Below are 23,693 nucleotides of genomic sequence, written 5' to 3'. Positions count from 1 at the left end.
TAAAACAGTCATTAATCTCTGTATCATAAATTCATCAACCTAGACGCTACATAGATAACTAGCGAATAAATAGAGCTAAGCGCCGGCGTTTTTAAAAATAGCTGGAGCTTTTAGCAAGTATAAGCCGATAAAGTGTCTTTATATGATGGTAGATAACGCCTACCGCAATTCAGCGGCAGGCCATAGGCTTATAGCAAGAACAGCACTATATAATCACTACGTTGTGATTAATGACTCAAAGCGAACAGATCTAGATGACTCTGGAACGACTGCGCCCAGCGTAATAATTCGACTCGGTTTCTGGCTTGAGTTTTGCGAAAAATAGAAGATATATGCGCTTTAACGGTATGCTCACTGATACTAAGTTTAGTAGCAATCTCTTTGTTGCGTGCACCACTCGAAACCAGTTGAATAATCGTTTTCTCACGATTTGTCAGCACTTCTAAAGTTTCAGAGCTTTCATTTGCTAGGTTGCTCGACACATCAACCTTACTCACCAGGTGCTTAAAGACCTTACTAAGCAAAGGTCTATCAAACCACAGTTCATCATCGAGCATTTTTTTCAACCCGGTTAACAGCAGATCCATACGCTCATCTAAAAATAGTAAACCGCTAATACCACTTAGCAATGCCGCCTCACCATTTAACCTATCTCGGTCCACTTGATAAAGTGCCACTGGAACATGTTTAACCAACTGAGTGGCGACTAATGGAATACCGTTGCTGTCGAGGGCTGCACCTTGCTGTGAAACCAGGTAAAAGCAGCTTTTATTACTGTTATGTTCGAGTTGCTCAACGTCTGATACTACTCGCGTTTTCAATCCGATTGAGTCTGCAAGTATGGCCAAATGACAAGGGGACGCCATTTGATGAAGGAAGACTATCTCGTCAATTTTGTTCATCACTTTTCTCCCTGAAAAGTTTTGCCTGTCCGCTAAATAGAACAAGCTCTGTGGAAGTTCTGAATAACTCAGAACCGCTAAGAGCTTGCCGACTTGAAACAGAAATGACTAAGGCATTATTTTAAACATTTACGCCGATCACATCATGTGTTCGGCTAAAAGCAACAGAAGTATACAGAGTTTACGACCCTGATGCTGCGCTAGAGTGGTTTAACCTCTTACGATTTAGACTCTGCTAGTTTTGCACTCAATTGCTTATCATGCAAACGACTTAGCAATACCATAGCAGCAATCGCCCCAATAAGTGCCATTGCCATATCTGATTGCGTGTCCCAAACATAACCTTGAGTACCTAAAAACGCTTCGGCATCTTCACCGGTAAGCTCGGCAACCCACCACTCAATTAGCTCATAAAAAGCAGAAAATGCTAATGCGAAACAGATAGCTAAGAAATTACACCAAGCGCCAACCTTAACCACACTTAGGCGAATAAACACTTCACGAGCTAACAGCGCAGGGATAAAGCCTTGAGCAAAGTGACCAACCTTATCGTAGTTATTACGATCCCCCCCCGTCCAATCGGCAATCCAGTCAAATAGAGGGACTTCGGCATAGGTATAATGCCCGCCCACCATCAGAATCACGCAATGAATTAAAATCAATACGTAGGCTAAACTGGTTAACGTAAAGCTTTTACGAGTAAAGATTAAAATCGGCAAGGCAACGATTGCCGGTGCCACTTCTAAAAACCAGGTAAATTGATCTTTCGGGTTAATCCCTGACCAAATCAATACAGCGAAGAATATCACTAGCCACACAGTGCTTTTATGCAAAATAATGCCCTCATATACCATATTGTTCTAATTTAAGAATAAACACTTTAGCCATCTAGCCCTCCACAGCACCAAAAAAAAGTGCTACTTTGTTACCTCTGTTACGCTTTTGACGTAAATATCTATTGTCGAAGCTTTGCAGTCCTTAGTACATTGATAGTCTATACCCAAACCACTCCTACAACGTAGAGTTTAGTCGTCTCTGCGGTGGCATTAAGTATACATAATACATATAAACTAAAAGGGTACATAAATCATGGCGAAACATTCGCTGGACAAGGATAAAATTAAGATCCTGCTGTTGGAAGGCGTCCACCAATCTGCGGTAGATGTATTTGAACGTGCCGGTTACACCAATATCGAATATCACAAAGCATCACTTGCTGAAGACGAGCTTCATGCTGCCGTTAAAGATGCACATTTCATTGGTATTCGATCCCGTACCCAATTGACTGAAGATGTATTATCCCGCGCTGAAAAATTAGTTGGCATTGGTTGTTTCTGTATTGGCACCAATCAAGTCAGCCTTAAGGCGGCTGAAAAACTGGGTGTACCTGTGTTTAACGCCCCGTTCTCTAACACTCGCAGCGTAGCCGAATTAGTATTAGGCGAAATAATCATGCTGCTACGTGGGATCCCTGAACGTAACGCGCTAGCTCACCGCGGCGGCTGGCTAAAAAGCGCTTCAGGCAGCTATGAAGCTCGTGGCAAAACTTTAGGTGTTATCGGTTACGGTCATATTGGTACTCAGCTAGGTATTCTGGCTGAAACCTTAGGTATGCGAGTGATTTTCTTCGATATTGAAGACAAGCTACCACTAGGAAACGCTCAACAAGTGCATTCATTACAGCAACTATTGTCTATTTCTGATGTAGTAAGTTTGCACGTACCTGAGACACCACAAACTAAAAACATGATTGGCTTTGAAGAGTTAGCCAATATGCGTAAAGGCAGTATTTTAATTAATGCTTCTCGCGGCACAGTAGTCGATATTGATGCTTTAGCTGCATCGCTAAAAGAAAATCATCTTGCTGGCGCGGCTATCGACGTATTCCCAGTTGAACCTAAGTCAAATGATGATGAGTTTATCAGTCCATTACGTGGCCTAGATAACGTGTTACTAACGCCTCATGTAGGTGGCAGCACAGCAGAAGCACAAGAAAACATCGGTATTGAAGTTGCTGGTAAACTGGCTAAGTACTCTGATAATGGCTCTACCATGACAGCAGTTAACTTCCCTGAGGTGTCTCTTGCGCAGCATACTGGTACGTCACGCTTACTGCACATTCACCACAACCGCCCAGGTATTCTAATCAAGATTAACTCGGCGTTTGCAGAGAAAGGTATCAACATTGCTGCTCAGTATCTACAAACTACCGCTGAAATTGGTTATGTAGTGATGGAAGTAGACTCAGATCAAGCTGATGAAGCCTTAGTTGAGTTGCAAGCAATTGAAGGCACGATTAGAACCCGTTTACTTCACTGATTGAAGCAGTAAACCAAATGCGTTAGCACAAACCTAATAGCGCAACATTAGGCCGTATAAATCACTTTATACGGCCTTTATTTTTATCAACCTAAGCACAAAGAGTTTGAGCTACTGCGCTTGCAGAGTAAAAAATTAGCGGTACAATCATTGTCCTTATTGGTTTACTTCTTGGACTCTCGCATGACGCTGTCAACTTCTCAGCCAACTTGGCCTCTTAACGAACAACAGCCTGTTCTCCTTTTTTCAGAGTTAACCCACCTAGGCTTAATGTCAGTAACAGGTGAGCAAGGTCGCAGCTTTATTCACGGCCAAGTCACTACCGATATTAGCTCGCTAGAAAGTGACCAATGGCGCTGGGGCGCACACTGCGACCCTAAAGGTAAAATGCTAGCGACCTTTAGAACCTTTGCTAAAGACGACACGCTATTTTTGCTGATGCCAAAAGACACCTTAGCTTTAGACTTGCCGCAACTGCAAAAGTACGCAGTATTTAGCAAAGCTGATTTAGCCGACGTCACTGACTCTTGGTTACTGCTAGGTGTTGCGGGCGAACAAGCTAAAGCTTGGTTAACCACACAGTTTGGTGAGCTTAATGCTGAACTAACCTTGATTGATAATGGCATGATTATTCATGATAACGGCCGTTATATCCTAGCTATCGATAGAACTGATAGCGATGCACTAATCGCCAAAATCGAGCAGCCAATCTTTGATGCTAGCGCATGGCAAACACTGGAAGTATTAGCTGGCTACCCAAATATTGCCGCAGCCCACCAAGGCCAGTTTGTACCGCAAATGTGTAATGTGCAGGCGGTTAATGGTATTAGCTTTAAGAAAGGCTGCTACATGGGACAAGAAACGGTAGCACGTATGAAGTATCGCGGCGGTAATAAGCGCGCACTCTATATTGTAAGCGGCAACGTATCTACGCCATTAACAAGTGACAGCCAACTTGAAATCGCCTTAGAAGATGGCGAAGGCTTCCGCCGTGCAGGTAACATTATTGAAAGCGTACAACGTGATGGCCAAATATTGCTAACAGCTGTATTGGCTAACGACACTGAACTTGATGCGAAATTAAGAATTGCTGGTGATGAAGCTTCAGAACTTAGCCTTATCGCATTGCCATACTCGCTAGAAGAACAAGACTAAGCTGCAGTTAATACCTGACTTCTGTTAGTTAATAAAAAAGGCGCTTAATGCGCCTTTTTGCTAACTCATACAAAGTTATGCCGATTCAGTAATGCCACTACGTATTTTCGCCATAGCTATCGCGGATTTTTATCGCCTCATCCACAACTTGCTTAAAATGCTCTACCAACTCGGGATCAAAATGCTTGCCTGATTCATTCTCAATTAGCGTAACGGTTTCTTCTACAGACCAGGCTTTTTTATAAGGGCGAATTGATGTTAGCGCATCAAATACATCCGCTATTGCGATAATGCGCCCCTCTATCGGAATATCGGTGCCAGCTAAACCATGTGGGTAACCACTGCCATCCCATTTTTCATGGTGACTAATTGCAATTCTACGTGCCATTTCTAGTAATGGGTCACTATGTTCACCAATGATTTCAGCGCCAATTTCTGCATGGCGTTGCATCTCTTGCCACTCTTCTTCATTAAGCTTGTCGGGCTTTTTTAAAATAGAGTCTGGCGTACCAATTTTACCTATATCATGCATAGGTGCGGCGTTATAAATCAACTCACAATATTGAGCGGGTAAGCCCGATTCAATTGCCAGTAAGCGAGCATAATGGCTCATTCTTACTACGTGTAAGCCAGTTTCATTATCTTTATATTCTGCTGCGCGACCAAGGCGACGAATAATCTCAAAGCGGGTTTCTTCCAGCTCCTTGGTACGTGCTTTAACTTCTTGCTCAAGTAATCGTTTTTGATCATACAAGGCTAAATGAGTTTTCACTCGCGCTTTTACTACAGGAGCACTCACAGGCTTAGTGATATAGTCCACCGCACCAAGCTCAAAACCTTGGGTTTCATCGGCAACATCACTAAGGGCGGTGACAAAAATCACCGGTATATGACTGGTTAATGGCTCAAGCTTAAGCCGTTTACACACTTCATAACCATTCATGCCAGGCATCATCACATCTAAAAGAATAATATCAGGCAGTGTTTTGACCGCTAATGCTAATGCCTTGGGACCATCAATCGCCACTTTCACTTTATAGTTGGGCGCTAGGATCCCTACCAAGATATCTATGTTCTCTGGTGTGTCGTCCACAACTAAAATGGTTGCTTTGTCCATTAAGCCTTATCTCCTTTAGACTTGAAGCACTATCATAAGCAAAATAAAAACATCATCTATTTAGGTCTATTGCATCCCCCTCTCGGGCGCAATGGTGTCCACCAAGTATAGCCAAGCAAATATCCTCAGTAGGTAAACCTCAAACCAGAAAGTATCGCAATCAATGTCTCAAAATGAGTCATTAAGGCGTAAGTTGCTCCCTAAAAAGGGCTTCAATTAATTCAGCAGCCTCATCAAACTGATAGCTATTAACCATACTGACTGCTGGGCTCATTTTCTGCCACAAGGACTCGGATACGTGGGCACGAATGGTGTGCATTTTATCCACAGCATCGGCATCCGCATCTTCTAACATCTGCAGTAAACTCGCTACAGCCTCAGCAAGTTCAGACTCCGACATGAGCGCTTCACTCGAAGCACTCACTGCTACGCCCATATCTTGATTTAACAAGGCACTCCAGTCTTCAATCGCTTTACAAACCGATTCAATTAGCGCTGATAACTCTGTCAGTTCGGCGCTGACATCCGCGGTTGCAGACTCTATCAATTTGCTCTCAATCTGCCTTGCAAGCTCCGCCAATTGAGCCGAGTACAAATTGCCTGACACGCCTTTTAAGGTATGCGCATAACGAATAGCATCGTCTACCTGTTCTTGACTTAAAGCGTGCTTAATTTGAGCAACAATATCTTGTTGACCTGAGTGAAAACGCTCAAAGATCCGCCTATAAAGGCGCACTGAGTTTTGCACCAGTTGCAAACCTTTATCGACATCAATTGCTTGGTGAGTTGGCCAAAAGTTAACGTCTTCAGTTGGTTCCTGCTCTGCGATTTCAAGGGTGGTTTCAGCACTCTTATCGTCTGACAAATAGTGCAATAATGTAGTATAGAGCAGCGATATCTCTATCGGCTTGGCAATATGGTCATTCATGCCTGCGCGCAAACACATCTCGCGATCGCCTGCCATGGCATTAGCCGTCATAGCGATTACCGGTAAGTCTGACAAATTAGGGATTTTTCTAAGTGCTTGTGTTGCTTGATAACCATCCATTACTGGCATTTGGCAATCCATTAATACTAGGTCGAAACTTTGTAGCGCCAGTTTTTCAAGCGCCACTTGACCATTTTCGGCAATCGACAGCACTATACCAACTTGCTCTAAAAACTCGCTGGCGACCTCTTGGTTCATGTCATTGTCCTCGACCAACAACACACGTTTACCCTTTAATTGCGCTAGCAGTTCTTGACTCACCGCCACTCCGCTACGCCTGACTGGCATAGCCCCGTTTTTACCCAAGGACGACATAATGCCGTCAAGTAATCGCGAGGCGCTAATAGGTTTAGTGATAAAGCCTGCGATATCACTATTGGCGATTTGCTCGGTAAACTCGCTATTAGCATGAGCCGAAACAATAAGAATTTTAGGCGGGTTACTGTGGTCGGATAAGATCTTTTGCGCGGCTTCAAGCCCGTCCATCTCGGGCATAAGCCAATCGATAAGTGCAACCGGATAGTCCTGAGTTTGGCAGCGTTCAACCGCTTCAAGACCACTTTTGACGACATCGACCTTAAAGCCCATGTTATCTAAAGTAGTGCGCAATATGTCTCGTGCAGTGGCATTATCATCGGCCACTAAAATACGCATGCCTTCAACTTCTTGCTTAACCTTTAATAGCTTCTTATCTGCAACCTTAAGCCCTACGGTAAAGTAAAAAGTACTGCCGTAACCAAACTGGCTCTCGACTCCGATCTCCCCCCCCATAAGCTCGACTAACTGCTTGCTTATCGCCAGCCCGAGTCCAGTACCGCCATAGCGACGTGTGGTAGATGTGTCGGCTTGGCTAAATGACTTAAACAGTTTATTACGCTGCTCCTCCATTAACCCAATACCACTATCACGCACACTAAACTTGAGCATAATATGGTTATCGACTTGCTCCAATTGGCTAATCGACAGCAAGACTTCACCTTGCTCAGTAAACTTAATCGCGTTATTCATTAAATTGATAAGCACTTGGCTTAAGCGCAGAGGATCGCCCTCGAGGTGTCTTGGGATATTCGGGGCAACAGCAAACATCAACTCTAGTTGCTTATCAGCAGCTTTGGTTGAGAACATATCGCTCAAATCTTCGAGCATGGTATCGAGTTGGAACGGCACAGACTCAATATCAAGCTTGCCTGCTTCAATCTTAGAAAAATCGAGAATATCATTAATGATCCCAAGCAGAGACTTAGAGGCGCGGTCAATTTTTTGTACGTAATTTTGCTGCTTAGAGTCCAAATCAGTCTGCAAACAAAGCTGTGACATACCAATAATGGCATTCATTGGCGTGCGGATCTCGTGGGACATATTAGCTAAGAAGTCGCTCTTAGCTTGGCTGGCAGCGTCAGCGCTATCTTTGGCTTGAGTTAACTCTTGAGAAAGGTGCTTTAATGAGGTGATGTTAGCCATGGATAACACTACCGAATTGAGTTCGCCTTGTGAATTTTGTAATCGCGTTAAGGTCAAATCCATCCAAATACACTTGGATGCATGGTTAACCAAACGCACTTCGCAAGTTAAACAATCATTACCGTTAACAGTCAGCTCTTTAAACAAGGTTCTTGTGGCATCACGGTCGGCATCAAATTGATAGTCAAAGAAAGAGCGGCCTTTTATCTCATCAGTTGTACATTGCATATATTGACTAAATTGCTCGTTGCAATCTAATACCACGCCATTCTCATCGACATTTACAATGCCGATACCTGCATTATCAAATAGCGCTCTAAAATGGGCTTCCCGTTCCTCTAAGTCCTTATCAATTTGTTTACGGTCGCTAATATCCATAAGGTAACCGTTCCAGATAATACAGCCGTCATTCTGTAGCTCACCATGAGCGCCAGCTTGTAGCCAACGAATATCCCCTATTGGGTGGCGATACCTAAACTCTTCAGTCCATTGCAGCCCTTTACTGCTTTTACCTGATAGCGCCTCTATAATATGGGATCGCTCTTCACTAACAATACACTCTGCCACTCGGTCAAAGTTATTCAGCACTTCATCACGGTGAAAGCCTAAAGTGGCAATACAGGCGCTTGATAAAAAGGTAAAAGTACGCTCTGTATCACTGCACCAATGCATTTGATACACAGTACTTGGAATGGATTCGGTAATCGTTTCGAGTTGCTGCTGAGACTGCGCGATCTCCTCTTGCGCAATTTTACTGCTGGTGATGTCATTAATACTGCCATCAAACCAAAGCGCAACGGCGTTATCATCGTAAATCGCTTTGCCTTTTTCATGCACCCAATGAATGCTGCCATCACGATGCTTTATACGATATTGCACTTCAAAACTCTTTTGCTCTAAAAGGGCTTCTTCAATAGTCTGTCGCGCGAAATCTCTATCTTGCTCCAGTATTAAGTTGGCATAGCTACGGCCGGTATTTTCGATAAAGTCAGAAGCGGGAAAACCGGTAATATCGCTAATATTATCGCTGACATATTCCATCAGCCAAGACTCATCAATTCGCGTGCGATACACCGCCCCCGGAATATTGGTCACTAGACCGCGAAAACGGTTTTCACTGTCTTTAATTCGTTGTGCTGTGGCTAGCTCTAACGTCATGTCGCGCACTGTTGCAGCAACCTGACGCTTGCCCTCTTCATCTTCTGGCAATAACCCAAGACTAATTTCTACAGGAAACTCACTGCCATCAGCCTTAATAGCCATTAAGGTTGCGCCCATACCTAGGCCCATTTTGCGGTCACGACCTTCTGCCACAAACTTGGCTCGCTGCGCTGCATGCCCGCTACGATTAGCTTCTGGCACCAATTTATCCACGGTCATGGTTTTCATCTGCGCTTCATCGTAACCAAACAGCAGCTGACAACGGCTATTAGTAAAGATTAACTGACCAGACTCATCGACAATTAACATCGCCTCTGGTGCGGATTCTAATACCGCATTTGACCAAGCAGCTGCAGAGAACTGCTCACTGACATCATTAAACAGCATCTCCACCGACAATAACTCTTGCCTGTCAGAAAGCAGTGGCTGCATAAACACATCAAGATGACGAGTAGCTCCACTGGCATCAATCATTTCTATTTGGTGAGGCGGCACATTTTCACCTTTTAGCGCCTTATCCATATATTGCCAGTTTTGCTCGTTAATTGGGTTATCAGAAAACATGCGCTGATATTTGCGCTTTAGTAGGTCAGGCGATACGCCTAGAACCTTTTCCACCCCTTCGCTAACTCGAACAATTTCACCAGAGGGCCCTAGTGAACAATAAAATGATTTATCGCTCATGCCATCAATCAACTTGGCAAAACGGTTACCGCGAGAGTCAAGCAACGCCGCTTCTCGCTCCGCCAGCACCTCAGCCATATCATTAAACTTATCGGTTAAGGTAACGATTTCACTCGCAGCCCCTTTGGGCTTTTCAATACGTTTAGCGTCACCAGCACCAAACGCCATAATCCCTGATTCAAGCTCTTCAATAGGACGAGTCAACCTGCTTGCGGTAACGTAGCCGGTTAAAAATAAAATAATCGAGAACAACAGTAAGTTAAGTACTAACGTAATAAACCCTTTTAAAAACTCATTATGCAGCTCTTCCTCAGGCGTCATTAAAATCACCCGCCAATTAAGCACTGGTACCACTGCCACGCTCGCAAGGAAGCGTTCCCCCAAACTATCTTCTATATGAGTAAAACCTGATTTACCTTGATTGGCTAGATCGAGAAAACTTTGATTATCTTTAGAGGGAGACAGCCACTTTTCACTGCTATTTTGTAATAATAAACTGCGGTTATGGTGGTAAATCAGCTGACCCCTGTCATTAATAATCACGAGGCGTTTAGCAGAAGTTTCTACCATCTTCGGCAGGTTATTTAGGCCTAAATCGACGGTCACAACGCCGTCAAAAGAGGGACTTTGACCAAAGGGCAATGAATAACTGATCATCATTACATCGCTTGCGCCCTCATCAAGGTAAGGCTCTGACCAAAAACCATTTTGGTTCACGATGGCCTTGCTCCACCAATCCCAATCTCCATTGGTGTAGTCATAACTATCGACACCGATATCGAGTAACTCTATCTGGCCATCGTTACGGTATACATAAGGAGCATAGAGCTCACGGTTTTCAATAAAAAATCGTTGGAAAGCAATAGCACTGCCGTAATAGTCTGGATGCCTGTCTAAGCGTCGAGTCAGTATGTCGTGCAGCTTGTTCTTATCAGCAAGTAATTCCTGTTTATCGGCTTGAGCCAAAAAATCAGCTATCGAGGCGGTATTGGTTTCTGCTCCTTGTAAAAAATGTTGAATACGCAAGGCAACGTTTTGTGCTTTTTGGCCGAGGTGAGCATAAATATCACGCTCTTCTGCTTGATAATTAAACCAAGCATTTACACTGAAAACTACAGCCATTATCGCAATCAATGGCAAGGCCATTTGCGCTAAAATTCGGCTACGAAAGGTACGAAGTCTGCTCATATCCATTTTCCACAGGGCTAAGTTTATTTGGGTTACTGTTGCTATTCGAGTTATATATCCACCAGCTAACCACCGGGACTCAATAGCTGTTGAAGTGTGTAAATACTGGCAAGCTTATAGCGTTATAGTTACGACCTCACTCCAATAAGAATGTGATTTCTTTTTCCAGAGCATTTTTAGTTACCTACACCTAATTGTTACCACTTAAGCTCGATTACCACAACAAAAAAACGCTTAATTATCCAGCACGAATTGAGTGTTCCACTTAGGCTAAAACCTGCTTTACCTTTTTAAGGTTAGTTCAACAAATACGCTTTAACCCTATAAAAGATCTTATTGTGAAACAGATACGTATAAGCTCAAAAGCATGATAAATTAATCTAAACCTTTTAGGGAATGCCAACGACAGGAGTTGTAATGAGCAGTGAGATTGTTAGGCTAAAGAAAGTCTCGAAAGGCTTTGATGACGGGGATAAATATCACCAAGTACTTGATGATATCTGTCTTACTATTCACCGAGCAGACACTGTGGCGCTCACCGGGCCAAGCGGCAGTGGCAAGAGCACCCTATTAAATATTATTGGTGGGTTTGAATTTATCAAACAAGGCCAGTTACTGCTCAATTCGAGTGACACAACTCATTGGCAAGATAAACAATGGAGCCAATTTCGGCGTCAACACTTAGGCGTTGTATTCCAACAATTTAATCTACTTACTCCACTCAATGTCCGCGATAATATCGCCTTTTCGCTGCGTTTAAATCAACAAAGCTGGAGCCCTTGGTGTGACTACCTTTTGAGCCAACTTGGGCTAGAGGAAGTTAAAACCCGCAACGTCGAGACCCTTTCTGGCGGTCAGCAGCAACGCGTCGCGATTGCTCGCGCACTCGCCCACAAGCCAAGTCTGTTATTAGCTGATGAACCAACCGGTAACTTGGATGAAAAAGCCGGTCAGCAGGTCATGGCGTTGTTAACTCAGCTAGCCCATGAATCACAAACTAGCATTCTAATGGTGACTCACAGTAATGAGTGTGCCGGCTTTATGCAGCGGCGCTGGCATCTTGAGCAAGGTAAGATCCATGAGTAGCCAAGCGATTGGAGATAATGGCTTAACCATACGTTTAAGCTTAGGAGTGTTCGCTCGGCACTATTTAAAGTCGCCTTTGCAAGCGGGCGCTATTTTATTAGGGATTATTCTTGCGGTTACTTTACTTATTGGTGTGCGTGCAACCAACGCCAATGCTGTTCGCAGTTACTCAGAAGCGACTGAACTATTAAGCCAACGAGCCCAATTAGTGCTCGCACCTATCACTGGTAGCAAGACTGTCGATGAATCTGTTTACTTCACGCTTAGGCAAGCAGGTGTCACTCAAGCATTAGCGGTAATAGCTGGTACAGCAATCGACGAACAAGGTCAGCATTGGGATATTCAAGCGAGCGATTTAGTTGCGGCGTTATCCATTCAGAGTCAACAAGCTAGCAGTAATGACAAAGCAGATAATAGCGATGAAGCACAGAGCTTGTCATTGTTATCAGCAGATCTACCTCTTGCTAAACTGTTGGCAGGCGCTCCGTCAATTCTACTCAGCCAAAGCTTTGCCAATCAGGTTGCTCCTAAGGGTAAAATGCTGTTAAACGGCATTAACCTAGATGTTATTGAGTTAGATGATAGCTTGGGTCTAGGCAACGCGATACTAATGGATATTTCTCTAGGGCAGCAGCTGCTCAATAAACCTAATCAACTTAGTTATATCGCCCTTTTTGGCCAGGCCGAAGCCCTTACCCAACAAGTAAATGAAGCCTTTAATCAACAAACTAGCAGTCACTTTAATTTGGCAGTTCAAGATGACGGTGAAGCCCTTACCGACTTAACTCGTAGCTTTCATTTAAATCTTACTGCCATGAGCTTGCTCGCCTTTGTGGTCGGGCTGTTTATTGCCTATAACGGCGTGCGTTATAGCTTACTCAAACGCCAAAAATTGTTAGTACAACTGCAGCAGCAAGGTGTACCGCAGCGCTGCTTATTACTGGCACTATTGATAGAGCTGTTTAGTTTGGTATTAATTGGCTCTCTAGCTGGTTTTGTTCTTGGTTTACAGCTGAGCCATTGGCTGCAGCCTATGATAGCCCTGACGCTTGAACAGCTTTATGGAGCAAGGTTAATGCCGGGGATCTGGCAGTGGAGCTGGCTGTACCAAGCGATAGCGCTAACCTTTGCAGCAGCACTGCTGGCTTGCTACCCACTGTTTAATACCTTGGCTAAGCAACCGCTAGCACGCAGTGCAAGCCGGTTTGAGCAGCAAAGCAATGCAAACAAGCAACACCGAAAACTATTCACTATCGCGGTATTGCTGCTCGCAGCGGCAATGGCTTTATTTCCATTTACTCAAAATTATCAGCAAAGCCTCGCTTTGCTTGGTGTGGTAACCATAGCAATTCCATTGCTCTTACCGCTAGTATTGCAGGTTGGATTGTCTTTAGTACAGCGCCTAACCAAAAACGGTCTTTGGCAATATGCGGTCGCAGAAAGCAAGGAGCTAATTGCACCTTTGTCACTTGCAATGATGGCGATGTTGTTAGCTTTAACAGCGAATATTTCGATGAATACTTTGGTTGGCAGCTTTGAAATCACTTTAAAACATTGGCTCGACGATCGGCTTTATGCTGATCTTTATATTCGTCCACCTAGTGACAAAGTGGAACCGACTCAAAAGTTACTCGCATCTCTGCCAAAAGTAACCGCGATTTACGGCCAGTGGCTACACAGCACTCACTACCAAAAAGCGCCTGTAAGCTTAATGACCCGGGATGATCATTCCCTTAGAAACAGTAACCAAATAAAGTCACAATCAGACAATCATTGGCAAACTTTTTTTACCGGTAGTAGCTTAATGATTAGCGAGCCGATGGCGATTAAATACCAGCTAAATATTGGGGATGCGGTAACTGTGCCTGAGTTTGACAAAGCGGTACTAGCCCCGCTGCCTGTCAGTGCTATTTTTTATGATTATGGCAATCCACTAGGCCAAATAATTGTGAGTCAACAAACCTGGCAACAACTCAACCTGTCCGTCCCCCCAACCAGCATTGCAGCGAGTTATGCCGACAACATTGAAGAACTAGAAGCCATACTGCAACAACAAGTGCCTTTATCAGCTGCGCAGATGTATAACCAAACCAAAATAAAACAGCGCGCACTGAAGATTTTTAAGCGAACTTTCTCAATTACTTTAGTGTTAAACAGCTTAACCTTACTGGTTGCCGCCATAGGCTTATTCAGCGCCTGCTTAATGCTGACTCAAGCGCGGCAAGCCCCGCTAGCTAGGCTTTATGCATTAGGAGTAAGCCGCAATCAACTACGCGCTTTAGTGTCAGGGCAGATGTTACTAATCGTGCTGTTTACCTGTTTATTGGCCTTGCCAACGGGAGCACTACTGGGTTACTTGCTGATCAATAAAGTGACCTTACAAGCCTTTGGCTGGAGTATCGCCATGGTGTGGGATTGGCAGGCTTATTTTAGAGTACTGGTTATCGCAATCATTGCCAGTGCTGTTGCTGTGATTCTGCCTTTATTGTGGCAGACCCGAAAACCACTGATAAGCAGTTTGCAGCAGGAGGCATTATGAAGCTAAAGAGCCACTATCTAGGCAAAGTAAAGCTAACACTTATCACTCGCAGCATAGCTCCCTGTATAGTACGCAGCTTTGCAGTACTCAGTTTCAGCCTGCTATTAACTGCTTGCTTCTATGAGTCTGCAGATAATAAAAATTCTAGCCATGCATCAAGTGGCATGGGGCAGCTATTAGATGGTAACACTCAAGGTTATTCGCCGGTGCTGCCAGGTAAGCAACTTAGCTTCCCAGCCGATCACCAAGCTCACGATGGCTTTCGTCAAGAGTGGTGGTATTTAACTGCTAACTTAACCACCGAAAGTGGTGAGCCGCTGGGGCTACAATGGACTCAGTTCCGCATTGCCCTTGCTCCACCATCACCGACTCAAACACAATTGACATCGGATTGGCAGACTAAGCAGCTGTATATGTCGCACACAGCTATGACCAGTAAACAGCAACATCTTGCCGCAGAAAAATGGACCCGAGGTAATGCCCATTTTGCCGGCACACAGGTGTCGCCACTGCGGATCCAACAAGACGACTGGCAGTGGCAAAGCCATAACGAGCAGTTGTTCCCTGCCACGCTGTCTGCCAACACCACAGAATTTAGCTATCAACTGCAACTCGACAGTCAGGCGCCATTTCAACTACAGGGCGACAATGGTTATAGCCGCAAAAATGCCGCAGGAACGGTAGCAAGCTATTACTACAGCCAGCCTTTTATCGAAGTCAGTGGCACTATCGAACGAGATGGCAAAACCATAAACGTCAGCGGTGATGCCTGGCTTGATAGAGAGTGGAGTTCACAGTTTTTATCGAAAACTCAACAAGGCTGGGACTGGTTTGCTTTTAGACTCGATGATGGCTCTGCATTAATGCTATTTCAGCTGCGAGATAATAGTGGTGAACAACAAGACTTTTATAGTGGTAGACGTATGTACCCTGACGGCAGTGGTCAACAGATCAATAGTGAGCAGATCTCGATGACTGCTACTGCTTGGCAACAAACAGATTCAGGTCGATACCCGATAGCTTGGGATATATCTATTCCCTCACAAACCATTGAGCTCTCAACTCAAGCGCTTAACGCTAATGCCAGCATGCCATTGTCCATTCCCTATTGGGAGGGACCGGTTAGCATAAGCGGCAGCCATAGTGGTTTAGGCTATATGGAACTGACTGGTTATTAAAATCAGCTTATTCGTGGCAATCTATTAGGTGCTGCACTCTCTATTCCTTAATTAGCAGTCGACTGTTTTTTTCGCGTTAACGATCGAGATTAACGCTTAGCTAAAGTACTGTTTATATTTCGACAAACTGCGTCACTTTCCCCAGTGATAAATATAAAAAACGCCTGAAACCAACCAGAATAAACCCGGTAAATAAGAATGGTTATCATTAACCAAGCTTTTGAATATATTTAGTTTTTAATGTAGCGCAAGCTAACATTCTGGATGGACAAAATTCCAACAACCCCCTAATATTTATTGGTCAATTTGAGAACTAGATCACCCTCAAAAAGTTGATCTTGGTCTACAAAAACTCCCAATACCCCTTGTGAGGTATACCCACAATTTTCATGAGGTCTAGACTCGATATAAACCTTGGTAAGTAACCGCAACACTATTCCAAAATGAGTGTTATTTGCCAAATCACAGAAGGTAAACAGATGAGCCAAGAATTTCATATTACCAGCCTAGTTGTGCACGCCGCACCACATGCTGTAGCTGAGATTAACAACAGGATCTCAGCACTGTCAGGCACCGAAATCCATGCCGTTACTGACGAAGGTAAGTTTGTTGTCACCGTTGAAGGTGACACCCAACGCGCCATCCTCGATAGCGTAGAAGCAATTAACGCCCTTGAAGGCGTGCTTAATAGCAGTCTTATTTATCATCAAGTCGATCCAGTAGAAAAAAAGAGTGAGGAACACCATGAGCATTAGCCGTCGCGAGTTTCTAAAAGCCAACGCCGCCGTTGCCGCTGCAACAGCCGTAGGCGCGACTCTGCCAGTTAAGATAGTTGAAGCTGCAGAGCAAAAAGATAGCATCAAGTGGGACAAAGCACCTTGTCGTTTTTGTGGCGTAGGTTGTAGTGTTCTAGTGGGCACTGACAATGGCAAAGTGGTTGCCACTAAAGGTGACCCAGAAAGCCCAGTGAACAAAGGTCTTAACTGTATTAAAGGCTACTTCCTTTCTAAAATCATGTACGGTAAAGATCGCCTCACTACACCGCTTCTACGTATGAAAGACGGTCAATATGATAAAGAAGGCGAGTTCACCCCAATCAGCTGGGATAGCGCTTTCGACATCATGGCTGACAAGTGGAAAAACACCCTTAAAACCAAAGGCCCAACAGCCGTTGGTATGTTTGGTTCTGGTCAGTGGACAGTTTGGGAAGGCTACGCTGCTTCTAAACTGCACAAAGCCGGTTTCTTAACTAACAACATCGACCCGAATGCGCGCCATTGTATGGCTTCTGCGGTTGTTGGCTTTATGCGTACCTTTGGTATTGATGAGCCAATGGGTTGTTACGATGACTTAGAAGCGGCAGACCAATTCGTGCTTTGGGGCGCCAACATGGCTGAGATGCACCCAATCCTTTGGGCACGTCTATCAGATCGCCGTCTAAGCAGCCCAACAAGCCGCGTACATGTACTTTCGACTTTCGAAAACCGTAGCTTCGACTTAGCTGACAACGCGATGGTATTCCGTCCACAGTCTGACTTGGTGATCCTTAACTACATTGCTAACTACATCATTCAAAACGATGCAGTAAACAAAGACTTCGTTAACAAGCACACCACCTTTGCATTGGGTACTGACGATATCGGTTACGGTCTGCGTCCAGACCATCCGCTTGAAAAGAAAGCCAAGAACCCTGGTAACGGTAAGTTCGCACCAATCAGCTTTGACGAGTACGCTAAATTCGTAAGCACTTACACGCTTGAATACGCTGCAGAAATGAGTGGTGTTGAACCAGAAAAGCTAGAGCTTATGGCGAAAGCGTATGCTGATCCAAACGTTAAGATGATGAGCTTGTGGACCATGGGCATTAACCAACACACCCGTGGTGTGTGGGCCAACAACATGCTTTACAACATCCACTTGCTAACCGGTAAGATCGCGACTCCAGGTAACAGCCCATTCTCGCTAACAGGTCAGCCTTCAGCTTGTGGTACTGCACGTGAAGTGGGTACATTCGCCCACCGTCTGCCAGCAGACATGGTGGTGATGAATCCTAAGCACCGTGAAATTACTGAGAAGCTATGGCAAGTACCACAAGGCACGATTCCGCCAAAGCCTGGTTTCCACGCGGTACTTCAGAGCCGCATGCTTAAAGATGGCAAGCTGAACTGTTACTGGACTATGTGTACCAACAACATGCAAGCCGGCCCGAACATTAACGACGAAATGTACCCAGGTTTCCGTAACCCAGAAAACTTCATCGTAGTGTCTGATCCATACCCAACAGTGACTGCAATGGCTGCCGACTTGATTCTACCAACCGCTATGTGGGTAGAAAAAGAAGGGGCTTACGGTAACGCAGAGCGTCGTACCCATATGTGGCACCAGCAAGTTAAAGCACCAGAAGGCGCTAAGTCTGACTTGTGGCAGCTAATGGAGTTCTCTAAGCGCTTTAAAGTGTCTGAAGTATGGCCTGCTGAGCTGATTGCTAAGCAACCTGAACTGGCTGATAAAACTCTATTTGACGTGCTTTATGCCAACGGCGTCGTCAACAAGTTCCCAGCAAGCGAATGTAAAGGCGAGTACAACGACGAGTCTGAAGCATTTGGTTTCTACGTGCAAAAAGGCCTATTCGAAGAATATGCCCAGTTTGGTCGCGGCCACGCTCACGATTTAGCTAACTTCGATGCTTACCATGAGTCTCGCGGTCTACGCTGGCCAGTAGTTGATGGTAAAGAAACCTTACGCCGCTTCTCTAAGGGTGATCCTTATGTGAAAGGCGACAAGGAGTTCGACTTCTACGGTAAGCCAGACGGTAAAGCGGTTATTTTCGCCCTACCATATGAGCCTGCAGCTGAAGAGCCAAACGAAGAATACGATATCTGGTTATCAACTGGCCGTGTTCTTGAACATTGGCACACTGGCTCAATGACAGCACGTGTACCAGAGCTTTATCGCGCCTACCCAGATGCACAGATCTTTATGCACCCAGAAGACGCTAAAGCACGTGGTCTAAAACGTGGTGATGAAGTCATCGTAGCTTCACCTCGCGGTGAAGTGAAAACCCGTGTTGAAACTAAAGGCCGTAACAAGCCGCCAAGAGGCGTGGCGTTTATGCCATTCTTCGATGCGCGCCAGCTGGTCAACAAGTTAATACTTGATGCAACTGATCCTCTGTCAAAAGAGACAGACTTCAAGAAGTGTCCAGTTAAAGTGATGAAAGCGTAAGCTTTTCACTAATAAATTTAACTTTAATCGCTTGAGCAAAAGCGGAGAAAACTAACGCAAATGAGTACGGTCAATCACAGTAAGTTCGCATCTAAAGGCGTCAATCGCCGCCAGTTTTTAGCCACATCGGCAAAAGCAGGCTGTGCGATGGGCTTGCTAGGAATGGGATTAACGGCAGTTGCTAAGCAATCTAGTCAGTTAGACCCGCTCGCGATTCGACCGCCAGGCGCATTAAGTGAAAACGATTTTCTCTCGGCCTGTGTACGTTGTGGTTTATGTGTAGATGCTTGCCCTTACGACACCCTAAAACTGGCTCGCTGGTTTGAAGGTGTTCCAACGGGCACCCCCTACTTTACTGCGCGCACTATCCCTTGTGAGATGTGCGAAGATATCCCTTGTGTTAAAGCCTGCCCATCGGGCTCGCTTAACCATGAACTAACGGATATCGAAGACTCAAAGATGGGTGTTGCGGTATTAATAGACGAGAAAAATTGCCTTAACTTTAAAGGGCTACGTTGCGATGTTTGTTACCGGGTTTGCCCGCTAATCGACGACGCTATCACCCTTGAAATGCAGCACAATGAACGCAGTGGTCATCATGCTATGTTTTTACCCACAGTCAACAGCGATAGCTGCACGGGCTGCGGTAAATGTGAACATGCTTGCGTGCTTGAACAAGCTGCGATCAAAGTGCTACAGCCTCATATTGCTGTTGGTAAAGCTGCTGCACACGATACTTATATCAACACCGAAGAGACCACGCTTGAGATGTTAAACAAGGGGCTTGAGCTATGAGCCAAACACTAAAGCAAAAACCGACAACACATGGCTTTGCTAATGCGGCAGTGAAAGAACTAGGCTGGTGGCGCGCCCACAAGTTCTTGTTCTTACGCCGTGTAAGCCAAGTCAGTGTCTTTGCCATGTTTGCCCTTAGCCCCTTCATCGCAACGTGGGCTGGCGTTTGGTTACTTAAAGGTAATCTTTCTGCCAGCGAACTCTTCGGCGTTGTGCCTTTGTCAGATCCTCTTGCCACATTGCAAGTGTTGATGACAGGCCATTTACCCGAGTTAAGCCTAATACTAGGTGCCGTTATTATTGCGCTGTTTTACGCAGTATTAGGTGGCCGAGTATTTTGTAGCTGGGTCTGCCCCGTGAACATGGTGACAGACTTAGCGAGTTGGTTACGCCGTAAGATGAACTTGCCTCGCACCTCAGAGATGCCAAGAAACTTACGTTATTACCTACTTGCGCTCGTACTGCTATTGCCTGTAGTTACCGGCCTAACGGTATGGGAGTGGGTTAACCCCGTTCCTGTACTGTACCGCGCGGCACTATTTGGCGCTGGCAGCGGTTTATGGATTTTGGCCGCTATCTTCTTACTGGACTTATTTATCAGTGAGCGAGCATGGTGTGGGCATTTATGCCCAACAGGTGCACTCTTTGGCCTACTCGGCAAAGTGAGTCCGGTAAAAGTATCTGCTGTAAACGCAAAAGATTGCGACAACTGTATGGATTGCTTTGTTGTATGCCCTGAAAGACAGGTATTAAAGCCTGCACTCAAAGGTAAGCAGCCTATGATCACCAACAGTGATTGCACTCAATGCGGCCGTTGTATCGACGTTTGCGCCCAACGCGTTTTCCAGTTTCAGAATCGAAAGAATCAAAATCGAATTGCCCTAAAGGCGGAGAACAACCAATGAAAAAAGTACTCACCTTAGCTGCGCTAGTAATGGCGCTTAGTGCTTGCTCTGGTCAGCAAGCAAATACTCAAGCCGAGCCAGTGAACATTAGCTCACTGGGTAAGTCTGAGATCACCGATATTCGCGCTGCCGATCCGGCGCCGCTTTATCCTAAACGTGGTAAATCTATTGAACGTACTTTTGTACATCAACCACCGATGATCCCGCACAAAGCAGACTACCCAATTACGCTTAAGCGTAATGGTTGTATCAGCTGTCACAGCCCAGCAAAAGCAAAGCGTATGAAGGCAACTGCGGTTGATCCATCGCATATGTTGGCCGACGGCAAGTTAAACAACGAGTACTACAACTGTACTCAGTGCCACACGCCTCAAGCTGAAAATAAGCAAGAATTAGTCGAGAACGACTTTTCAGCTCAGTAAGCGCTAGCGGGTTTTAAAGCACAAAAAACCACCTCATTTGAGGTGGTTTTTTGTTTGTTATCTGATTGGCTGCTCACTCTATCGGTAGCAGTTGCCCTTCTCTTGCTGGCACGATTAATACATTGCTGCGAGTGCGGCTCAAAATAGACTCTGCCATATTACCCACCACATAAGCATAAACGCCTTGACGTTGCACAGCACCAAGCACCAGATATTGCACTTTATGCTCGCAAGCTAACTGATACAAACATAAGTCTGCCTCGCCGACCGTAATATGCACACAGTCATCAGTTAAGTTAAGCTCATCGAATAATGGCTGATGCCTTTGCTTAGCTTCTCGCACTAATGCATGGGTATCGACAATTTCCATATCATGGATAATCTGTGGCAAGCGGATCACGTAGGCCAAATGCAATTGGCTGCCTGTAGCTTGTGCCAGCGCGGTTGCTTGGCGGATCACCGCTTGGTTAAGCTGTTGCTTTAAGGTTTTTTTACTGTCTAGATCCAGCGCCATCATCACAGTGTTGTTCTGTTTGAGCGGATTATCTGTTAGCAACATCAATGGCACACGAGTGTGGCGAATAAGACTCCAGTCTACAGGCAGATAATGGTCGGCGTGATGTATCGCTTTCACGATAAGATCAAAGCCATGACGCTTTGAATGATGACAAGCATGTTCAAATAAATCTTTACTCCACACGCTGTGGATCGGTGTGTCTTGTTCATCAATATCCTGCAGCATTTGCTCTATTTTTGCCTCACGCTGCTTCATCACGTGCTTTTGTGCTACCGCGACAAACTTAGGATTATAAAACTCTGCATCGCCAAAGTATTCAAAACTATATGCAAATACCTCGGCGCGTTTACCAAGTAACTTAGCTAATTCAACGCCTTTTACCACGGCATTAATATGTGCTTCTTGCCGCTGCGAAATCACTAACACTTTACCCATGAAGTCACCTCTGCTGATTATCCTTATCCTAATTTTAGCTTAGCTAAAACGCGTCTTTAAGGAAGCTAAACTGAGAACAATCATGATCAGGATCAAACTAAATTTTGCACAAAAAAACCGCCTTGCGGCGGCCTTTTAGCAATTATAGCAACCGCAGGATTAGATGTTACAGCCCAAAGACTCAAAGTCTGCACGACTCATATATTCAGTTGTTGGCAAATACTCCCCCATAATCACGTACTCATCACCTGGAGTGCTGGTATTTTGAATCGCTTGCGCAAACCCTTCTTGTGGAAGCATATTACGTACGATTAGCATTGCTTCATTGAGCTTATTATTGCCACCTTCAACAGCTCGACCAAAGCCATCGCCTTGCTCGGTCCAAGGTAAAAAGTTGTAACCGCAATCAGGATTAGCATTATTCGGTTTAAAAGAGTCTCGACTCGTTACCACAGTGTAATAACCCTCTTCATCGGTAACGAGTTGTTCATCAAACAGACAATCGGTTACCACTTGCGAATAGTACTCGTTCTGGCAAATTGACCAATACCTTATCTGCGAGTCCGATTCATCAAACACGGTATTGCCTTTAAAGGTTTGCGGCACACGCGGTAATTTCCCTCGAGTCACAGCCACTTCACCAAAATTTGAGTCTAAGAAAGTACTGATATATTGGTTATCTGCATTAGCGTAAAAGTTCACGCTACGCTCAGGCTCTCCAGCACATTGCCCTAGAAAGTTACATTGAAACCCATACGTACCATTATAAGCTGCACGCCAAATAGCGGGGGTTTTAGCTGGGTCAAAAGCGGGATTTGAACGAACTTTAGCATAGGTTTCTTTAGGCACTAGTGGGATGGCAAGATCTTCAGTATCTGCTTGCAGAATATCACAAGCTTGCTGGCCATAAAGTTGCTCCCCCGTAGCTAGCGTTAACTCTAGCGCTGGCAGCTCAAAACCTGCTTGCTCATCTTGCCCCTCATCACCGACATATATCCGATAGATCAATACCGCTTTATCTCCCTGTTTAGCATAATCAAACAAGGTATTAGCGGGTAAATCGCCAGAGGGCTCTCCTTGAGCAACTGTTAAGGTAAATTCTCGTCGTTGCTTTTGTCGCTCAGCATCTTGAATAAAGGGATTATAAGACCCGTCATCTGCCACTATTTGATTATCAGTAATCGCTGTCGCTGGCGTAGTATCGGCACGATAGCTATTAAGTGAAATATAACGTGCATAAGGATATTCACCGTGAAGAGTCAAGCTTGCCCCTTCAGGTAAAGTGTACCCAGCATGCCAATAATTAGCCCCTGTGTCAGGGTAGGCAAAGTTACGCTCAGGATGGTCAATGTTATACGGGCCAACCCAAAAGCAAGCACTAGACTCAATTTGCTTACCTTGAGACCCGCCATCCGAGTCACTGTCGCAACCCGCTATTATGAACGATAAGCAAGCAGCCAATATTGCAGAGCCTTTTTTCAAACCTGATTTAGATATAAACGAGTAATGATTCATTATTATTCCTTATAGTTACTCGGCAAAAGTGCCACTCCCTCAATGCGTTGCAGCAAGCCTTATCCTACGTGTCACCTCCTCTGAATAAAGATTGAGCTTAA

The 23,693-nt window shown here is 44.9% G+C and carries 16 protein-coding genes; 10 read left to right on the top strand and 6 right to left on the bottom strand.

Annotated features, from left to right (window positions below):
- Positions 1–227: 227 nt before the first annotated feature.
- Both L2747_RS06145 and L2747_RS06140 read right to left on the bottom strand, forming a co-directional pair.
- On the bottom strand, positions 228–902 hold the full coding sequence (locus tag L2747_RS06145; protein ID WP_248998207.1) for a helix-turn-helix transcriptional regulator: 675 nt from the start codon (positions 900–902) through the stop codon (positions 228–230).
- 218 nt (positions 903–1,120) lie between these two features.
- Entirely contained in the window at positions 1,121–1,756 is a 636-nt protein-coding gene (locus L2747_RS06140; protein WP_248998206.1) for a DUF2238 domain-containing protein, read from the bottom strand.
- 235 nt (positions 1,757–1,991) lie between these two features.
- Between L2747_RS06140 and serA the strand changes: the two genes are divergently transcribed.
- Together serA and ygfZ are read left to right on the top strand one after the other, a co-directional pair.
- On the top strand, positions 1,992–3,221 hold the full coding sequence (gene serA / locus L2747_RS06135) for a phosphoglycerate dehydrogenase (protein WP_248998205.1): 1,230 nt from the start codon (positions 1,992–1,994) through the stop codon (positions 3,219–3,221).
- 183 nt (positions 3,222–3,404) lie between these two features.
- A complete protein-coding gene (gene ygfZ, locus L2747_RS06130; protein WP_248998204.1) occupies positions 3,405–4,376 on the top strand; it encodes a tRNA-modifying protein YgfZ in 972 nt (323 codons plus the stop codon).
- A 97-nt stretch (positions 4,377–4,473) separates the two neighbouring features.
- Here the strand turns inward: ygfZ and L2747_RS06125 are convergent, their stop codons facing one another.
- The gene (locus tag L2747_RS06125; protein WP_248998203.1) at positions 4,474–5,493 is read right to left on the bottom strand and encodes a response regulator; all 1,020 of its coding nucleotides are present in this window, start codon (positions 5,491–5,493) and stop codon (positions 4,474–4,476) included.
- 181 nt (positions 5,494–5,674) lie between these two features.
- On the bottom strand, positions 5,675–10,981 hold the full coding sequence (locus L2747_RS06120) for a PAS domain S-box protein (RefSeq protein ID WP_248998202.1): 5,307 nt from the start codon (positions 10,979–10,981) through the stop codon (positions 5,675–5,677).
- A 411-nt stretch (positions 10,982–11,392) separates the two neighbouring features.
- Here L2747_RS06120 and L2747_RS06115 point away from each other — a divergent pair, with 411 nt between their 5' ends.
- The 8 genes from L2747_RS06115 (at position 11,393) to L2747_RS06080 (ending at position 21,125) form a co-directional block, all read left to right on the top strand.
- Entirely contained in the window at positions 11,393–12,061 is a 669-nt protein-coding gene (locus L2747_RS06115; protein ID WP_248998201.1) for an ABC transporter ATP-binding protein, read from the top strand.
- A complete protein-coding gene (locus L2747_RS06110; protein WP_248998200.1) occupies positions 12,054–14,600 on the top strand; it encodes an ABC transporter permease in 2,547 nt (848 codons plus the stop codon). The genes L2747_RS06115 and L2747_RS06110 overlap by 8 nt, the downstream gene beginning before the upstream one ends.
- Positions 14,597–15,778: a lipocalin-like domain-containing protein gene (locus tag L2747_RS06105; protein WP_248998199.1), complete on the top strand. Its 1,182-nt coding sequence runs from the start codon at positions 14,597–14,599 to the stop codon at positions 15,776–15,778. The genes L2747_RS06110 and L2747_RS06105 overlap by 4 nt, the downstream gene beginning before the upstream one ends.
- Positions 15,779–16,257: 479 nt before the next feature.
- Positions 16,258–16,533 carry a chaperone NapD gene (locus L2747_RS06100; RefSeq protein ID WP_220759036.1) on the top strand — a complete coding sequence of 92 codons (276 nt, stop codon included), beginning with the start codon at positions 16,258–16,260 and terminating at the stop codon, positions 16,531–16,533.
- Positions 16,523–19,003 carry a nitrate reductase catalytic subunit NapA gene (gene napA / locus L2747_RS06095; RefSeq protein WP_248998198.1) on the top strand — a complete coding sequence of 827 codons (2,481 nt, stop codon included), beginning with the start codon at positions 16,523–16,525 and terminating at the stop codon, positions 19,001–19,003. The genes L2747_RS06100 and napA overlap by 11 nt, the downstream gene beginning before the upstream one ends.
- 60 nt (positions 19,004–19,063) lie before the next feature.
- Entirely contained in the window at positions 19,064–19,798 is a 735-nt protein-coding gene (gene napG, locus L2747_RS06090; RefSeq protein WP_248998197.1) for a ferredoxin-type protein NapG, read from the top strand.
- The gene (napH, locus tag L2747_RS06085) at positions 19,795–20,703 is read left to right on the top strand and encodes a quinol dehydrogenase ferredoxin subunit NapH (RefSeq protein WP_248998196.1); all 909 of its coding nucleotides are present in this window, start codon (positions 19,795–19,797) and stop codon (positions 20,701–20,703) included. The genes napG and napH overlap by 4 nt, the downstream gene beginning before the upstream one ends.
- Entirely contained in the window at positions 20,700–21,125 is a 426-nt protein-coding gene (locus L2747_RS06080) for a nitrate reductase cytochrome c-type subunit (protein WP_220759032.1), read from the top strand. Before napH ends, L2747_RS06080 begins: the two co-directional genes overlap by 4 nt.
- A gap of 73 nt (positions 21,126–21,198) precedes the next feature.
- Here L2747_RS06080 and L2747_RS06075 read toward each other — a convergent pair whose 3' ends face one another.
- Both L2747_RS06075 and L2747_RS06070 read right to left on the bottom strand, forming a co-directional pair.
- On the bottom strand, positions 21,199–22,077 hold the full coding sequence (locus tag L2747_RS06075; RefSeq protein ID WP_248998195.1) for a universal stress protein: 879 nt from the start codon (positions 22,075–22,077) through the stop codon (positions 21,199–21,201).
- Between the two features lie 159 nt (positions 22,078–22,236).
- Entirely contained in the window at positions 22,237–23,592 is a 1,356-nt protein-coding gene (locus L2747_RS06070; protein ID WP_248998194.1) for a hypothetical protein, read from the bottom strand.
- Positions 23,593–23,693: the final 101 nt, after the last annotated feature.

This window comes from Shewanella marinintestina, assembly GCF_023283845.1.
Classification (GTDB): Bacteria; Pseudomonadota; Gammaproteobacteria; order Enterobacterales; family Shewanellaceae; genus Shewanella; species Shewanella marinintestina.
This window is presented reverse-complemented; position numbering and strand designations above follow the sequence as displayed.

Excerpts from the sequence above, each read along its gene's own strand:
- L2747_RS06145 (WP_248998207.1), bottom strand. The coding sequence starts at position 902 with ATGAACAAAATTGACGAGATAGTCTTCCTTCATCAAATGGCGTCCCCT.
- L2747_RS06140 (WP_248998206.1), bottom strand. The coding sequence starts at position 1,756 with ATGGTATATGAGGGCATTATTTTGCATAAAAGCACTGTGTGGCTAGTG.
- serA (WP_248998205.1), top strand. The coding sequence starts at position 1,992 with ATGGCGAAACATTCGCTGGACAAGGATAAAATTAAGATCCTGCTGTTG.
- ygfZ (WP_248998204.1), top strand. The coding sequence starts at position 3,405 with ATGACGCTGTCAACTTCTCAGCCAACTTGGCCTCTTAACGAACAACAG.
- L2747_RS06125 (WP_248998203.1), bottom strand. The coding sequence starts at position 5,493 with ATGGACAAAGCAACCATTTTAGTTGTGGACGACACACCAGAGAACATA.
- L2747_RS06120 (WP_248998202.1), bottom strand. The coding sequence starts at position 10,981 with ATGGATATGAGCAGACTTCGTACCTTTCGTAGCCGAATTTTAGCGCAA.
- L2747_RS06115 (WP_248998201.1), top strand. The coding sequence starts at position 11,393 with ATGAGCAGTGAGATTGTTAGGCTAAAGAAAGTCTCGAAAGGCTTTGAT.
- L2747_RS06110 (WP_248998200.1), top strand. The coding sequence starts at position 12,054 with ATGAGTAGCCAAGCGATTGGAGATAATGGCTTAACCATACGTTTAAGC.
- L2747_RS06105 (WP_248998199.1), top strand. The coding sequence starts at position 14,597 with ATGAAGCTAAAGAGCCACTATCTAGGCAAAGTAAAGCTAACACTTATC.
- L2747_RS06100 (WP_220759036.1), top strand. The coding sequence starts at position 16,258 with ATGAGCCAAGAATTTCATATTACCAGCCTAGTTGTGCACGCCGCACCA.
- napA (WP_248998198.1), top strand. The coding sequence starts at position 16,523 with ATGAGCATTAGCCGTCGCGAGTTTCTAAAAGCCAACGCCGCCGTTGCC.
- napG (WP_248998197.1), top strand. The coding sequence starts at position 19,064 with ATGAGTACGGTCAATCACAGTAAGTTCGCATCTAAAGGCGTCAATCGC.
- napH (WP_248998196.1), top strand. The coding sequence starts at position 19,795 with ATGAGCCAAACACTAAAGCAAAAACCGACAACACATGGCTTTGCTAAT.
- L2747_RS06080 (WP_220759032.1), top strand. The coding sequence starts at position 20,700 with ATGAAAAAAGTACTCACCTTAGCTGCGCTAGTAATGGCGCTTAGTGCT.
- L2747_RS06075 (WP_248998195.1), bottom strand. The coding sequence starts at position 22,077 with ATGGGTAAAGTGTTAGTGATTTCGCAGCGGCAAGAAGCACATATTAAT.
- L2747_RS06070 (WP_248998194.1), bottom strand. The coding sequence starts at position 23,592 with ATGAATCATTACTCGTTTATATCTAAATCAGGTTTGAAAAAAGGCTCT.